This window comes from Brachybacterium sp. GCM10030268 (assembly GCF_042666305.1).
Taxonomy (GTDB): Bacteria; Actinomycetota; Actinomycetes; order Actinomycetales; family Dermabacteraceae; genus Brachybacterium.
This window is the reverse complement of sequence record NZ_JBHTCW010000007.1, coordinates 74,131-88,972: the sequence shown is the minus strand read 5'-3', so window position 1 is coordinate 88,972 and position 14,842 is coordinate 74,131. Positions and strand designations below refer to the sequence as shown.

The following is a 14,842-nucleotide window of genomic DNA, read 5'->3' as shown; positions in this document are numbered from 1 at the left end:
GCTCCATACTTGATCGCGGTGCTCCCGCTGACCGACCACGACGCATCCCACGGAAGGACATCACCCATGTCGCAGCCCATCCAGGCCCTCAACATCCTCGGGGGCGCCGCCGCCTCGGCGGACACCGCACCGGCGGCCGCACCCGAGCCCACGGGTGACGAGACCATCCACGAGGTGGTCATCGTCGGTTCGGGGCCTGCCGGCTACACCGCCGCGATCTACACCGCGCGCGCCGAGATGAAGCCCATCGTCATCGCGGGCGCGCTCGACGCCGGTGGCGCCCTGATGACCACGACGGACGTCGAGAACTACCCCGGCTTCGTCGACGGCATCCAGGGCCCCGAGCTGATGACCACGATGCAGGAACAGGCTGAGCGCTTCGGTGCCGAGATCGTCTACGAGGACGCCGTCGACCTCCAGCTCGAGGGAGACGTCAAGACGGTCACCCTCGACGACGGCACCGTGTACCGGTCCCGGTCGTTGATCATCTCCACGGGCTCTGCGTACCGCGAACTCGGCGTCGACGGGGAGAAGGAGCTCTCCGGCAAGGGCGTCAGCTGGTGCGCGACCTGCGATGGGTTCTTCTTCAAGGATCAGGACATCGTGGTGATCGGTGGCGGCGACAGCGCCGTGGAGGAGGCGACGTTCCTGACCCGCTTCGGCAAGTCCGTCACCCTGGTCCATCGCCGTGATCAGCTGCGCGCCTCGAAGATCATGGCCCGCCGCGCCGAAGCCGATCCCAAACTGCAGTTCGCGTGGAACAGCGAAGTGGTCAGCATCAACGGGAGCGACAAGGTCGAGTCCGTGACGCTGCGGGACACCGTCACCGGCGAGGAGCGCACCATGGCGACCTCCGCGGTGTTCGAGGCGATCGGCCACCTTCCCCGCACGGAGCTTCTGCGCGGAAAGCTGGAGCTCGACGAGCAGGGTTACATCGTGTGCGAGGGCCGTTCCACGTACACGTCCGTCCCGGGGGTGTTCGCGGCGGGGGACGTCGTGGACCACACCTACCGCCAGGCCATCACCGCGGCCGGGACCGGATGCCAGGCGGCGCTGGACGCGGAGCGGTGGTTGACCGATCGCGACGCTCTGGCCGGTGCGGAGGCGAAGACGGCGGACCCGGAGGAGACCGTCGTGGTGACTGCCGAGGCGCAGCCCGCCGCCGGCTGAGGTGCCCTGATCGCCCGCACCCATGGTTCACGCACCGTCTCAGGCCGTCGTACTGGTCACGGCTGACTGGGCCGGCCCGGCGAGGCCGGCCCCGACGGTGCTGCGCGAGCTCTCACGGCGCTGGGGCAGCACCGTTGCCACGCTCATCATCGACGACGCGCACGAGGACGTGCTGGATCGTCTTGAAGTCGATGTGCTCCCGACGTGGATGGGGTTCGAGCGGGGGGAGGTTCCCGACGACGGGGTGGCCGGCACGGACGTTCACGCGACTGGGTCCGCGCTCCTGGTCGTCGAGGAACTACGCGGCCTCGGCATGACGGGAGAGGATCTCGTTCTCGCCGGGCCGTGGCGGCTGGTCCACCGCCGTCGCGGTGCGCTTCCGAAGCACGTGGTCGCCTCCGAGTTCGGCCCGCGCTCGGGGCGGGCCGACGCGTAGTTCTGGAGGGGGACGCGCCACCGGGAGCTCTCCGCGCGGTGGCTGTCAAGTTGCCCGAGAACAACCGCAGTGGCGTGCGCGAATAGGTTGTGCACAGGGTTATCCACACTGTTGTCCACAGGCGCTGGGCGCGTGGTCCACACCGTTGTCCACAACGTGGTGTGGACAAGTCCAGGGTCTCGGTCCGTCCTCAAGGAGAGCGATCGCGGGGCTGACCTGCACAGATGGTCGCTCTAGTGATGTACTTCACTCGTTCCCGGCGGTGTTATCTCCACGTGGACCAACTGTGCTGGAACCCGCTTGGCGCACTTTTCCACATCGTTACGCACACTGTGCACGGTACTCACGTGGATCGGCCCACTGCAGAGCGCGTCAACATCGCACTACTCGGCTACCGACGGAGCCCGTAGCCGGCTACTGGCGTACCTTCCCCGTGGTTTCACGTGGTTCGGGCCCTTGGTTGGCGTGCTCTGGCGTGAGCCCAGCGCCGGGAGTTGACAGCGCCGAGCGCGCTCGGTCCGCTTCCTTGCCATCCGCCGTCCACCTCGCGTTAACCGCCGGCCCGATTGCAATGTCAGGCACGTGCTGCCGGTTCGCCGTGAAACGTCTCGCCCGGGGATGGCGCCGGTCCCGCTGGGTCGCCCTTCCTAGACACCCGTCGCCGACGATATGAGCGCCCAGTTTCGCGTGAAACCATGCGGAGTCGTGCCGACCCGGACCATCGTGGAGGGCGGAGGCTGGTCTGAATGCGTGCCCATCTGAAGGCGCACCCACGACCCGGTTGTAGCCTCGGGCGCGCAGCCCGAGTTGCACGTGAAACAGACAGGAGCGGCGGTAGAAGTCTTTGCGCGTCGGACACCCACGCCGCACGCCGACGCCGGGAGCAGTCGCCGCAGCGTGTTTCCCGTGAAACTAGGGCCGTTTGTTCCGGGGCGAGCCAGTTGCCGACCGAGCCCGAGGCCTGCTCTGACACATCGACGGCGCATTGGCCCAATACAACACGCACTAATCCGCGGCGATCGACCCACCGCGCACTCCACTCCGGCCACACATGGGCCCCTGGCGGCTTCACGTGAAACGGAAAGCCCTGCGTCCTCATGGGAGGGACCGTCCGGCCTCGGACGCCCGCGGTACCTCGCGCCAGTCACAGAGCGTTTCACGTGTAGCGAGGCCCAGAGACCACAGCAACGCCAGCTGCCTCCCTCCCTCCCTACTACGTGGCCACGCAGCGCGGTGACGGTGGGAGCTCACTGCGGGCCCCAGAACGACTTCCAGCCGACGACCCGGACAGGTGGAGCGACAGGCGCCGACCGAGGGGTCCAACCAGGACTGTTGCCATTACCTTGCCCGCTTCACGTGAAACGCAACGCTAGGCGGGGCAAGCTGCGCCGCAGGCTCACCCGCCAACATGCCGCACCCGCGCTCACTACGACGGTCGGCCTCCTCATGGGAGAGGCGAAGAGCCTTCACGTCCGCAGGATCGGTACCCACGCAGGCCAGCGAGGTCAGACCGTTCGTGTCGGACGTCGCGGGTTCCCAGAATACGATCGGTGGACAACTCACCCCGTCGAGGCCCATATCGCGGCCACGAGCCGCACCGAACTGCAGCCCGGACCCCCTGAGGCCGCCCGAGACGGGTTTCACGGGAAACTGACTTTGCGGGGAAGCTGCTGACTGAAGCGTCCGCCCCGTGGAATGCGAGGGCGTCGCTGTGCGCCACGAAGGAGCGCCACTGCGATGCCCTCGAGACGCCCTCCAATGGATCCCGGTTTCACGTGAACCCACCGGCGAATCCGACATCGCGAATCCGAGGCCGAGATCGACGGAGATTCACGTGAACCGGTACGTGCCGGCAAGCAAAGTGCAGCCCTGATCGCGTTCGCGCCCAATGGTTGGCGCGAAGGGCTCTCCCGAAGCTTGTCAGCCGACTCAACGTCCCCGCATCCCCGTCGGCTGTGGTTTCACAGGAAACGCTCCGAACCTGCTTGCACCTTTGCTGGGTCAGGCGGCCCGCAGCGGCTGCAACGAGGCAATGACGCGACGACGCAACGACGCAACGACGCAACGACGCAACGACGCAACGACGCAACGACCGAGTTTCACGGGAAACGCCGAGTGGCACCCTAGTCGCCGTCGGGCCGTCTACTCGTCCTGAGATACGGATGCGCTCCGTCCTCGCCACGCCACTGACAACAGTACGTTTCACGGGGAACCCAGCGTGACCCTTCGCGACAGCAAAGCGATAAGGCGTTGCTGACCCAAACCCGCCGGCCCGGAGGCGGGGCTTTCAGCGCACCCGCGCCTGACGTTCCACGGGAAACAAGGGAACCGACGATCGCCCGACGGCTCGCCGGCGCGGGGGACCATCCACATTCACCCAAGCAATGTCGCCACCTTGCCTCGGCACCCCTCACCGACGGGCACTATCCACAACATCATGCACATCGGTGGAAAAGGCAGAAGGGCGCCGCGGACTGCAAGAGGGAGACCGCGGCCCGCGGTACCGCACATGCTCACCGGCGCGCCTGTCCGGGCCGGGGGGGGGTAAGGATCGAGGCGATGGCGCGTTATTCTGACATGCAGAGCCCCTCGCGTCAGCTCCCTGCGGACCATCCCCGGCAGACCGTCTACTTCCGGGCGCAGCAAGAGACTCGCCCGTGGTCGGGGCCCTCCCGACACCAGGCCGAGCCCAGCTGGCACGGGCGCCCTCTGGCTTCACTAGGGGCAGCTACTTGTCCGAGGCGCTCATCGCGGATACGACGCCCCGCCCCCGGCCACGGGCAGCGACCATGCACAAGGGGGCCGGCATCACTGCCGACCCCCTCCATGCATTAGTCCAGCGGATTCAGCTCTCGGGCTGGTCCTCCGAGTCCGCGTGCCCGCCTGCTCCGGCTCCGATGTTCTCGACCAGACGTTCCAGGTCATCGAGGTTGGTGAACTCGAGCGTGATCTTGCCCTTGCGCTTGCCGACGTCGATTCGCACCTGGGTCTCCAGGCGGTTCGACAGTCGGCTGGTCAGATCGACCACGTGCGGGTCGTACGTGCTGCGGCGGGGCGTGCGGGTGGTCGCCTGCTGCTGCCCGCCACGGGCCACCAAGCGTTCCACGGCACGAACGGAGAGCCCTTCACTGACGATTCGCTGCGCCAGCTCCTCCATCAGTGAGGGGTCGTCCAGCGACAGGAGCGCGCGGGCGTGACCGGCGCTCAGCGCCCCGCTGGCGAGCCGTCGCTGCACGAGGGCGGGCAGGCGCAACAGACGCATCGTGTTGGTGATCTGAGGCCGTGAGCGACCGATACGCTCGCCGAGCTCATCCTGGGTGCATCCGAAGTCCTCGAGGAGCTGCTGGTAGGCATTGGCCTCTTCCAGCGGATTCAGCTGCGTGCGGTGAAGGTTCTCCAGGAGCGCGTCCCGCAGGAGATCGTCATCGCTGGTCTCCCGGATGATCGCGGGGATAGAGGTGAGTCCCGCACGCTGAGCGGCGCGCCAGCGCCGCTCACCCATGACGAGTTCGAACGACTCCCCATCCTCCGTGACCGGAATCGGGCGCACTACCACGGGCTGGAGGACGCCGACCTCGCGCAACGAGTACGCCAGCTCATCCAGCTCGTCATCGTCGAACATCGTGCGGGGGTTGCGCGGGTTCTCCCGGATCTCGTGGATCGGGACCTCCGCGAACTCCGCACCGGGCACGCTGAGCAGACCCTGACGGTCCTCCTCCGCCGACGGCCCCTGCGCCGCTTCCGGTTCAGCGCCCTCGGCGGCCGGCTCCACGCTGCTCTCGCGCCGCGTCTCCGCGGAGTCGCCCTCCCCGCCATCCCGGCCTCCGGGCGCGCCGTCCTGGCTCTCGCGGACGTCCTCCGGTGATTCCGGCGCGGTCCCATCGACCGCCCCGGCCCCATCGGTGTCGGTGTCGGCGTGCGTGACCGGCGAAGTCCCCGCCGAGGAGCCGGCAGCCGACTCCTGGCCCGCGGCAGCCTCGGCAGCCTGCGCAGGAGTCAGCTCCACGGCCTCGACGTCGACCACGGGGCTGTCTTCAGCGGTCGTGGAACGACCCGGGGCGGGTCCCGGGGAAGCGCTTGCCGCTGCCGGGTCCGCTTCCTTCGCCGTCGCAGGAGCAGTGGCCGTACCGCTGGCGGCGGCGCTGGCGGAGGAGCCGCGGGAGCGCATCGAAGTGCTCCCGGTGGAGGCTTTCCGGCTCGATGTCGTGCGGGCGGACGAGCCCGTGCCGCCAGCAGTGCCACGAGATGACGCCGACGAGCTCTCCGTGCTGCTGTCCGCGCTCTGCGCGGCAGACTCCTTGTCGGCGACAGTCTCCTTGTCGGCGGCAGGCTTCTTGGCAGCGGCGGGCTTCTTGGCGGCGACCGGCTTCTTGCCGGCGGTGGTCTTCTTGCCGGCAGCGGGCTTCCTGCCGCCGCTCGATGTCGAGCCGGATGCCGTACCGGCCGTGCTCGCAGCACCGTCGGGAGCCTGGTCGGCCTGGTCGGACTGCCCGGCGGCCGGGGCTCGCGACGTCGACCGCTTCGCGGCGGAAGCTCCCCGGGAGCCGGCGGAGCGGGATGACGATGTCGACCCTCGGCCGCGGCGCTCGGCAGCGGCGCGCGCCATCGCGTCGGCCAGGTCCTGGCGATCGGCCCGCTCACGCGCGGGGCGGTTCTCGTCGTCCGACGCCTTCTCGCCGGAGAAGAACATGTCCACCGGGCGCTCACTGGCCCCCTGGTCCTCGGCCTCCGACGGCGGGCGCGTGCGAGTACGAAGCTCCTGCTCAGGTGCGGGTGTGGCGCCCGCTCCCGGGATCAGGGCGCCGAGTCCGCGACCCAGTCCTCGCTTCTGCGTCATGGCCGTTGTCCTTCCGGAAAATGTCGTCCACCGTGGGTGGGACCAGGAACGCTCGCGGTCTCACCGCGGCGTCGTTCCGAGGTCGGTGTCATGGAGCGGGGCGAATGGTCAGTTCGTGCGCCGCTGCTCGATACGCGAGAGCGCCGCTGGAACCCGGATCGTACGTCAGCACCGTCTGGCCGTAGCTCGGCGCCTCGGAGATCCGCACGGAACGCGGGATCGTCGTCTCCAGGGTCTGCTCCGGGAAGTGGTCCCGGACGTCCTGGGCGACCTGTGCGGCGAGCCGGGTTCGGGCGTCGTACATGGTCAGCATGATCGAGGAGACCACCAGCTCGGGGTTCAGGTGCTGGCGGATCAGATCGATGTTGTTCAGCAGCAGCGTCAGGCCCTCGAGCGCGTAGTACTCGGCCTGGATGGGGATCAGCACTTCGCGGGCCGCGACCAGCGCATTCACGGTCAGCAGGCCCAGCGAGGGCGGGCAGTCGATCAGCACGTAATCCAGCCGGGGCAGGCCCTGCTCCTCCCGGAAGGCCAGATAGTCCCGGATGGCGTTGCGCAGCCGGTTCTCACGGGCCACCAGAGCGACCAGTTCGATCTCGGCGCCGGAGAGGTTGATCGTCGCCGGGGCGCAGTGGAGGCCGGCCATGTCCGGGACGTCCTGGACCACGTCCTGCATCGCCGCCGACTCCACCAGCACCTCGTACATGCTGGGCACCTCGGCGTGGTGCTCGATGTTCAGAGCGGTCGAGGTATTGCCCTGCGGGTCGGAGTCGATGACCAGCACCTGCAGGCCGCCCATGGACAGAGCCGCCGCCAGATTCACGGCGGTCGACGTCTTGCCGACGCCGCCCTTCTGGTTGGCAATGGTGATCACGCGCGTGCTCGCCGGCGCCTCGAACTCGAGGCCCTCGAGCTCCTTGCGGCGAGCGTGATCCCGGGCGAGCTCGCGCATCAGCGGAGTGTCCTCCATCGGCCCACGGCCCGGAGAGGAATCTTCGCGCTGGTCAGCCACGTGGATCTCCCTTCCTGCTCGCCGGCACCCGGCGACGCACTTGGACCACTGTAGTGGGAACCTCGACCTCACCGACCCCGTACTGGGAGATCTGGGCATCGGTGCCGCCGAGCCGGCGCAGCACCTTCTGGGCGGCGTCCAGCTCGTCGGCGGCCGAACTGCCCTTCATCGCCAGCAGCTGGCCGCCCTCGCCGACCAGCGGCAGCGTCCAGCGTGCGAGCTTGTCCAGGGCGGCGACCGCCCGGGCGGTGACGACGTCGAAGCTGCGCGCACCGTGCAGATCCTCCGCGCGGGCGCGCACGACCTCCAGCCCCAGGCCGAGCTCCGCCTCGATCTCCTCGAGCCACGTCGCCCGGCGCTGCATGGTCTCGATGAGCGTGACCCTCACTCCCGGCCGCGCGATCGCAAGCACCACACCGGGCAGTCCCGCACCGGATCCGACGTCGGCCAGCGTCGAGGCGTCGGGGTCGATCGCGTCGGCCATCAGCGCACAGTTGAGGATGTGCCGCTCCCACAGCCGCTCCACCTCGCGCGGGCCGATGAGTCCGCGTTCGGGGCCCTGCTCGGCGAGCATGCCGGTGAAGCGCTCCGCCAGCTCGAGACGGTCCGCGAACAGACGCTCGGCCGACGGGCGCAGCGAGTCGGGCAGGGACAGCATCGGGCGCCTCAGGATCCGGGGTAGATCACGACATGGCGGCTCTTGCCGTCCCCGTCGGACTCCGACCGCAGGCCCTCGCGCTTGGCGACGTCGTGGACGACCTTGCGCTCGAACGGGTTCATCGGTCGCATCGGGACCGGGGCACCGGTCTCCTTCGCCTCGGCGGCCGCCTGGGCGGCGAGGGCCTCGAGGCTGTCCTTGTGCTCGGCGCGGAAGCCGCCGATGTCGAGCATGAGCCGGGAGCGGTTGCCGGTGCGGGTCTGCACGGCCAGCCGCGCGAGCTCCTGCAAAGCGTCGAGCACCTCGCCCTTGGGCCGGTTCACCTTCTCCAGCTGGTGGGCGCCGCGGATCTCGACCGAGGCGCGATCCCCGTCCACGTCGATGTCGATGTCGCCATCGAGATCGGCGATGTCCAGCAGCTCCTCGAGGTAGTCGGCGGCGATATCGCCCTCCTCCTCGAGCCGGCGCAGCCGCTCCTGGGAGGACTCCGTCGGATCGGCCTCGTCCTCCCCGCCGTCCTCCAGGTCGCCGGAGGCACCACGGTCCTCCTCGTCGGCCGACTCGGCAGGTCGGGCCACCTCGGGGCCGGACTGCCCGGCATGCCCGGACTCAGCGGCGGGCTCCGGGGCGGACCGGGCAGAGGCCTCGGACGCGGCGGACTGCTCGGGCGCGGTCACCGGCTGGTCGTCGGCCTCGCCGGCGGTCGGGACATCAGGCGTGGTGTCGTTCATTCGGTCCTCCGAGGAATGCTGGGATGAATCGGGTGCGCTCCCGGGAGCGTCCGTGCTCCCGGGGTGCGAGGTCACTTCTTGCGCTTGGACTTCTTCTTCGCCCTCTTGTTCAGCGGGGACGTCGACGGGGGCGGCGTCGGGGTCTCGCCGGCCGCCTCCTGGGCCTTGCGCCGCTCCTCGGCGGCCTTCGCACGGGCCGCGCGGGCGCGCTCGAGCTTCTCCTGGTCAGTGAGCTTCTTGCCGCCGCGGTTCTTGCTCACCGGCTGCACGCGGATCTGCGGATCGGGCTCGGGTTCGCTGACCTTCTTGGGCGGGGTGAAGTCGAGCGGCTCGAGGCCCTTGCGCTCGCGCTTGGCGTTGATGCGCGACTGGCGCTCCTTCTCCGCGTCCGATCCCGGGGTGGGGGTGGCGCGGATGACGATGTACTGCTGGCCGAAGGTCCACACGTTGGTGGTCAGCCAGTAGATGAGCACACCGATCGGCATGCCCGGCCCCGTGATCACGTAGATGAACGGGAGCATGTACAGCATCATCTTCTGCGTGTTCGCCATGGGGCCCTCGAGGGCCGCCTTCGGCATGTTCTTCATGGTCAGTTCCTTCTGGGTGAAGAAGGTGACTGCACACATGCACGCGATGATGATGGCGGCGACGATCCGGGTGGTCATGCCACCCTCGCCCGCGTTGAGGAACGAATCGGCGATGGTGACGTCGCCGAAGATGGTGGAGTTGCTGGCACTGCGAGCCAGGTCCGAGGTCAGCGGTCCGAAGCGTTCACCGTCGGCCGCATCGGGGAGCTTGACGTAGAGCACACGGAAGAGGCCGAAGAAGATCGGCATCTGCAGCAGCATCGGCAGGCACGAGGAGAACGGGCTGGCGCCGGCATCCTTGTACAGCGCCATCGTCTCCTCCGCCATCTTCTGGCGGGAGGCCTGGTCCGTCTTGCCCTTGTACTTCTTCTGGACCTCTTTGAGCTCGGGCGAGACCATCTGCATCGCGCGCGAGGCCCGGATCTGCCGGACGAACAGCGGGATGATCAGGGTGCGCACCACGGCCGTGAGGCCGACGATCGACAGCACCCACGTGATGCCGGAGTCCGGTTCCATGAACGTGGACAGCAGCGCATGGAACTGCACCATGAGCCATGCGACGGCCCACTCGATGGGAAACAGGGGGTTCATCGGCCTGGTCTTCCTGCCGCCCGGATGCGCATGACGTTCATACGAGGTGACGGCTGTGGTCGGGAGTCTTGGACAAGGGTAGGCCCTAGCGGGCCGGGTGCCGCAGTCGGCGTGGATTCCTCCACATGCCCGGTGCAGGCACCGGATCGGGACCGCCGCGGGTGAGCGGGTTGCAGCGCACGATCCGCCCGATGGTCAGCAGCGTCCCCTTGAGCGCGCCGTGCACGCGCAGGGCGTCCATGCCGTACTGCGAGCACACCGGGTCGTACCGGCAGGCGGGCGGCGTGTACGGGGAGATGCCGACCTGGTAGGCACGCACCAGCAGTGCGAGAACCCGGCGCGGGAGCCGCAGCACCGCCCGCAGCGCGCCGTGCGAGGCGTTGCCCCGGTTGCGCCCTCGAGCCCGGTTGGCCTGGTGCATCGTCATCGCGCCGCCTCCCGACGACGCTCGAGCTTGCGCGCGGCCGAGCCCAGCGCGGCGACGACGTCGGCCTCGAGCGCGGCGAAGGGCTGCTGCTCGATGCCCGGCAGCGCCCGCATCACCGCCGCCGATCCGGGAGGCAAGCGGTCGAGGTGGGCACGGGCGATCTCCCGCAGCCGGCGGGTGACCCGGTTCCGCACGACGGCGTTGCCGATCTTCTTGGACACGACGAATCCCACGCGGGGTGCGTCCCCCTCCTGCGAGAGCAGGCTGAGGTGCACGACCACGTGGGATCGGGCGCTGCGCACGCCACCCCGGGTGACGGCGCGGAATTCGTCGCCGGTGCGGAGCCGGTGACTAGACCAGTTCACAGAGCCATGGTGCTGCGGGTCCGGTCACGGCGGCCCTCCGCCTCACGCGGAGAGGTCGGCGCGGCCCTTGGCGCGGCGGGCGTTCAGGATGGCGCGGCCGGCGCGGGTGCGCATGCGGGCGCGGAAGCCGTGCTTCTTGGCACGACGGCGGATGTTCGGCTGGAACGTGCGCTTGCTCATCGGTTCTCCTCGATCGTGGGCACGAACATGCCCCTCGCGGTGGTCTGAGGTCTGCTGCGACCGGTCTGCCCGGGCGCACCCGCCGTGACGGGGCGGCTGCCGAGAGACCGAACGACACCGCCGGAACCGGAGGCCGCATGGGGGCGGCCCGGGACCGTGTCGGGGACGGCGCGCAGCGCTGACTGCACGATGTTAGGCGCGGCGGACCGGGGGGTCAACGGCTGAGACGCCGTGACCGCCGGTTGTGGCCGGATTCTCACTGCGAGCGCCGGCTCACGCCACCGCGGGCCGAGACCGACCCGGCAGCCGGGAGAGAGACCTCACGGGTGAGCTGTCCACAGCCGGGATCCACAATACAGGGGCTACTGTGGAAAACTACCCGGACCGCTGATCGCCCCTATGGAGAACCTGATGCCTGACGCGAACGTCGACGCGATCTGGGAACGCACCCTGCAGACACTGCGCCGTGACGACACCGTGTCCCAGCGCGTGATCGCCCTGCTGACCCTGTCCCGTCTGATGGCCGTGGTGGCGGACACCGCCCTGCTCGCGGCGCCGTCGACCTCGGCGAAAGAGCTGTTCGAGCACCGGATCGCCGGGTCCCTCAAGGCTGCTCTCAGCGAGGCCACCGGCCGCGACATCCGCTTCGCCGTGACCGTCGACGAGTCGCTGCTGCTCGAGGAGGACACCGACGAGCCCGCGCCCTCGGCCGACGCGACCTCGGCTTCTACCGCCTCCGGTGCACATCCTGTGGACGGAGATGTGGACACGTCCCTGCCGGATGTCCACCAGTTCCACAGCGGTGACAACACCAGCGGCCCCTTCCGGCGCGACGAGGGATCCGTGCTGCCCTCGGGGGACCAGACCGGTCGCCCCGCGCTTCCCAGCAGCGCCTCGGCGGGCTCCGCCGGCACCGATTCCGACGCCGACCCGTTCTCCCCCCGGTTCTCCTCGACCCGCTTCACGTCGACGGGGTCCTACACCGGCAGCGCGGCCGATGATCCCAGCGCCTACGCGGGACTCTCAGCGCTGACCGGGTCCTCGGCGCCGTCCCCGGGCCCGGCCCCGCGTCGCCCGTCGGCGCCGGCCGCCGGCGAGCCCACGCTCGGCGAGGATTCGCGCCTGAACGGCAAGTACACCTTCGAGACGTTCGTCATCGGGTCCTCGAACCGCTTCGCACAGGCCGCCGCCTCGGCGGTCTCGGAGACCCCGGCAAAGGCGTACAACCCGCTGTTCATCTACGGCGGCTCCGGCCTGGGCAAGACCCACCTGCTGCACGCCGTCGGCCACTACGCCCAGAGCCTGTACCCGGACATCGTGGTGCGCTACGTGAACTCCGAGGAGTTCACCAACGACTTCATCAACTCCGTGCAGTCCGGCCAGTTCGGCAAGGCCCAGGAGTTCCAGCGCCGCTACCGCGACATCGACATCCTGCTCATCGACGACATCCAGTTCCTCCAGCGTGCCCCGGAGACGATGGAAGCCTTCTTCCACACGTTCAACACGCTGTACAACACCGACAAGCAGATCGTGATCACCTCCGATCTGCCGCCGAAGGAGCTCGGAGGCTTCGAGAACCGCATGCGGTCACGGTTCGAGATGGGGCTGATGACCGACGTGCAGCCGCCCGACCTCGAGACCCGCATCGCGATCCTCCGCAAGAAGGTCGCCCAGGAGAACACCGGCGAGGTCCCGCACGAGGTGCTCGAGTACATCGCCTCGCACATCGCCACCAACATCCGCGAGCTGGAGGGGGCTCTGATCCGCGTCCAGGCGCTGCACTCGCTCTCGCGGCAGCCGATGGACGTCACGCTCGCCGAGAGCGTGCTGAAGGATCTGCTCTCCCACGACGACGGCGCCCAGATCACGGCGTCGACGATCATCGCCCAGACCGCGACCTACTTCGGCCTCTCGGTCGACGAGATCGTCGGCACCGGCCGCTCCCGCCGGCTGGTCTCGGCCCGGCAGATCGGCATGTACCTGTGCCGCGAGCTGACGGACATGCCGCTGATCCGCATCGGGGAGGAGTTCGGCGGGCGGGACCACACCACCGTCATGCACGCGAACAAGAAGATCAGCGAGCTGATGAAGGAACGCCGGGCGATCTTCAACCAGGTCACAGAGCTGACTGCGCGTATCAAGAGCTCCAGCTCCTCGACCCGGGCGTGAGGCTCGCGGGGCCTGTGGTCCCGAGAAACCGACGGCGCTGGGGACGATGCTGTGGACAGTGACCGGCCCCTGACGGGTGTCTGAAGAACATTCCTGGTCAGCGCCAGCTTCTCCCCAATTGTGGACAACTCTGTGGACGGTGTGGAGTGATCGGCATCTGCGCAGGAGCCGATGTGAACGGCTGAATGACAAAAATGCCGTGCACGCAAGGGTGCATGCACAACCGATGCACGTTGCGATGACGCCGATCCCCGGCTGGTCCACGTGACCGTCATACGGGCTCACCTGCGACGATGGTGGTTGTCCACGAAGTACACAGCCGTGAAGAAGAGGACTGTAGTTCTTTGCTCGACGGGGATGTGGATGCGCGGGTGTCGGAAGCGCCGACGACGGGGCCGATGACGCGGTGGCCCATGACAGGTGATCGACGCGCGATGGCGGGACGGCTGTCAAGGATCCTGGACGGTGTGTCGGCGAGAGGTCCGCGAAACCGATACGCTGTGCTCCGTTCGATCAAGTTCTGGCATTCGACCACTGCGAAGGAGTGGCAACGGTGAAGTTCCACCTCGACCGCGGCGTCCTCGGCGACGCCGTCTCCTGGGCCACCCGAACCCTCCCCGTCCGGCCGGCGATGCCGATCCTGCAGGGCGTGCGCATCGTCGCCGATGCCAGCGGCGAACTGCAGCTGTCCACGTTCGACTACGAGGTCAGCGCCCAGATCCGACTCGATGCCGAGGTCGAGCAGCCCGGCGAGGTCCTGGTCCAGGGCCGGATGCTCTCCGACATCGTCCGGGCACTGCCGAACAAGGACGTCTCCATCGCGCTCGAGGGCACCAAGCTCCAGGTCCGCTGCGGCAGCGCCCGCTTCGCCCTGGCCACGCTCCCGGTCGAGGAGTACCCGCAGCTGCCGTCGATGCCGCCCGTGGCCGGGTCCGTCGCGGCCGACGTGTTCTCCGAGGCCATCAGCCAGGTCACCGTCGCCGCCTCGAAGGACGACACCCTCCCGCTGCTGACCGGCGTGAAGGTCGAGATCACCGGCGAGACCATGACCCTGATGGCCACCGACCGCTACCGCCTGGCGATGCGCGAGCTCACCTGGACGCCCACCACGCCCGGCGCCGAGCAGACCGCCCTGGTGCGCGGCCGCACCCTCCACGAGGTCGCCCGCTCGATGTCCACCGGCGGCAGCGTCGACATCGCTCTGGCCGAGGACGCCTCGGCGAACCTCATCGGGTTCGAGGCCGGCGGCCGCCGCACGACCTCGACGCTGGTCGACGGCGAGTACCCCCCGGTGCGTCGGCTCTTCCCCGAGACCACCGCGATCACCGCGGTCGTCGCCACCGGCCCCCTGATGGAGGCCGTCAAGCGCGTCTCCCTGGTCGCCGAGCGCAACACCCCCGTGCGACTGTCCTTCACCGAGGGCCAGGTCGCCCTCGAGGCCGGCGCCGGTGACGACGCCCAGGCCAGCGAAGTCCTCGAGGCGCACCTCGAGGGCGAGGATCTCGTCGTCGGCTTCAATTCCGGGTTCCTGCTCGACGGGCTCGGCGCCCTCGGCGCGGAGTTCGCGCGGCTCGTGTTCACCGACTCCATCAAGCCCTCGGTCATGAGCGGTCAGGACTCCCTCGAAGGGACTCCCGACACCTCGTACAAGTACCTGATCATGCCGATGCGGATCTGAG

At 68.9% G+C, this 14,842-nt stretch carries 12 protein-coding genes; 4 read left to right on the top strand and 8 right to left on the bottom strand.

What is annotated here, in order from left to right:
• Nucleotides 1-66 precede the first annotated feature (66 nt).
• Both trxB and ACFQRD_RS11335 read left to right on the top strand, forming a co-directional pair.
• Nucleotides 67-1,170, top strand: coding sequence for a thioredoxin-disulfide reductase (gene trxB / locus ACFQRD_RS11340; protein WP_377804254.1), 1,104 nt, complete (start codon nucleotides 67-69; stop codon nucleotides 1,168-1,170).
• 22 nt (nucleotides 1,171-1,192) lie between these two features.
• A complete protein-coding gene (locus tag ACFQRD_RS11335) occupies nucleotides 1,193-1,606 on the top strand; it encodes a hypothetical protein (RefSeq protein WP_377804252.1) in 414 nt (137 codons plus the stop codon).
• 2,845 nt (nucleotides 1,607-4,451) lie between these two features.
• On the opposite strand, the gene ACFQRD_RS11330 is transcribed toward ACFQRD_RS11335, so the two are convergent.
• The 8 genes from ACFQRD_RS11330 to rpmH all read right to left on the bottom strand — a co-directional run bounded on the left by ACFQRD_RS11330 (nucleotide 4,452) and on the right by rpmH (nucleotide 10,994).
• The gene (locus ACFQRD_RS11330; protein ID WP_377017922.1) at nucleotides 4,452-6,443 is read right to left on the bottom strand and encodes a ParB/RepB/Spo0J family partition protein; all 1,992 of its coding nucleotides are present in this window, start codon (nucleotides 6,441-6,443) and stop codon (nucleotides 4,452-4,454) included.
• 88 nt (nucleotides 6,444-6,531) lie between these two features.
• Nucleotides 6,532-7,413 carry a ParA family protein gene (locus ACFQRD_RS11325; RefSeq protein ID WP_377018131.1) on the bottom strand — a complete coding sequence of 294 codons (882 nt, stop codon included), beginning with the start codon at nucleotides 7,411-7,413 and terminating at the stop codon, nucleotides 6,532-6,534.
• Nucleotides 7,414-7,447: 34 nt separating this feature from the next.
• Entirely contained in the window at nucleotides 7,448-8,113 is a 666-nt protein-coding gene (gene rsmG / locus ACFQRD_RS11320) for a 16S rRNA (guanine(527)-N(7))-methyltransferase RsmG (protein WP_377017924.1), read from the bottom strand.
• 8 nt (nucleotides 8,114-8,121) lie between these two features.
• Nucleotides 8,122-8,844, bottom strand: coding sequence for a protein jag (locus tag ACFQRD_RS11315; RefSeq protein WP_377017926.1), 723 nt, complete (start codon nucleotides 8,842-8,844; stop codon nucleotides 8,122-8,124).
• 71 nt (nucleotides 8,845-8,915) lie between these two features.
• Nucleotides 8,916-10,022, bottom strand: a complete 1,107-nt coding sequence (gene yidC / locus ACFQRD_RS11310) for a membrane protein insertase YidC (protein ID WP_377017929.1) — start codon at nucleotides 10,020-10,022, stop codon at nucleotides 8,916-8,918.
• A gap of 85 nt (nucleotides 10,023-10,107) precedes the next feature.
• Nucleotides 10,108-10,449, bottom strand: a complete 342-nt coding sequence (gene yidD / locus ACFQRD_RS11305; RefSeq protein WP_377017931.1) for a membrane protein insertion efficiency factor YidD — start codon at nucleotides 10,447-10,449, stop codon at nucleotides 10,108-10,110.
• The gene (gene rnpA, locus ACFQRD_RS11300; RefSeq protein WP_377017933.1) at nucleotides 10,446-10,814 is read right to left on the bottom strand and encodes a ribonuclease P protein component; all 369 of its coding nucleotides are present in this window, start codon (nucleotides 10,812-10,814) and stop codon (nucleotides 10,446-10,448) included. The genes yidD and rnpA overlap by 4 nt, the downstream gene beginning before the upstream one ends.
• Before the next feature lie 42 nt (nucleotides 10,815-10,856).
• A complete protein-coding gene (gene rpmH, locus ACFQRD_RS11295) occupies nucleotides 10,857-10,994 on the bottom strand; it encodes a 50S ribosomal protein L34 (RefSeq protein ID WP_377017935.1) in 138 nt (45 codons plus the stop codon).
• Between the two features lie 411 nt (nucleotides 10,995-11,405).
• On the opposite strand from rpmH, the gene dnaA reads away from it, so the two are divergent.
• Both dnaA and dnaN read left to right on the top strand, forming a co-directional pair.
• The gene (gene dnaA, locus ACFQRD_RS11290; RefSeq protein WP_377804250.1) at nucleotides 11,406-13,163 is read left to right on the top strand and encodes a chromosomal replication initiator protein DnaA; all 1,758 of its coding nucleotides are present in this window, start codon (nucleotides 11,406-11,408) and stop codon (nucleotides 13,161-13,163) included.
• Between the two features lie 553 nt (nucleotides 13,164-13,716).
• Nucleotides 13,717-14,841 (top strand): DNA polymerase III subunit beta, encoded by a 1,125-nt coding sequence (gene dnaN / locus ACFQRD_RS11285; protein WP_377017939.1) that lies wholly within the window; start codon nucleotides 13,717-13,719, stop codon nucleotides 14,839-14,841.
• Nucleotide 14,842 lies beyond the last annotated feature (1 nt).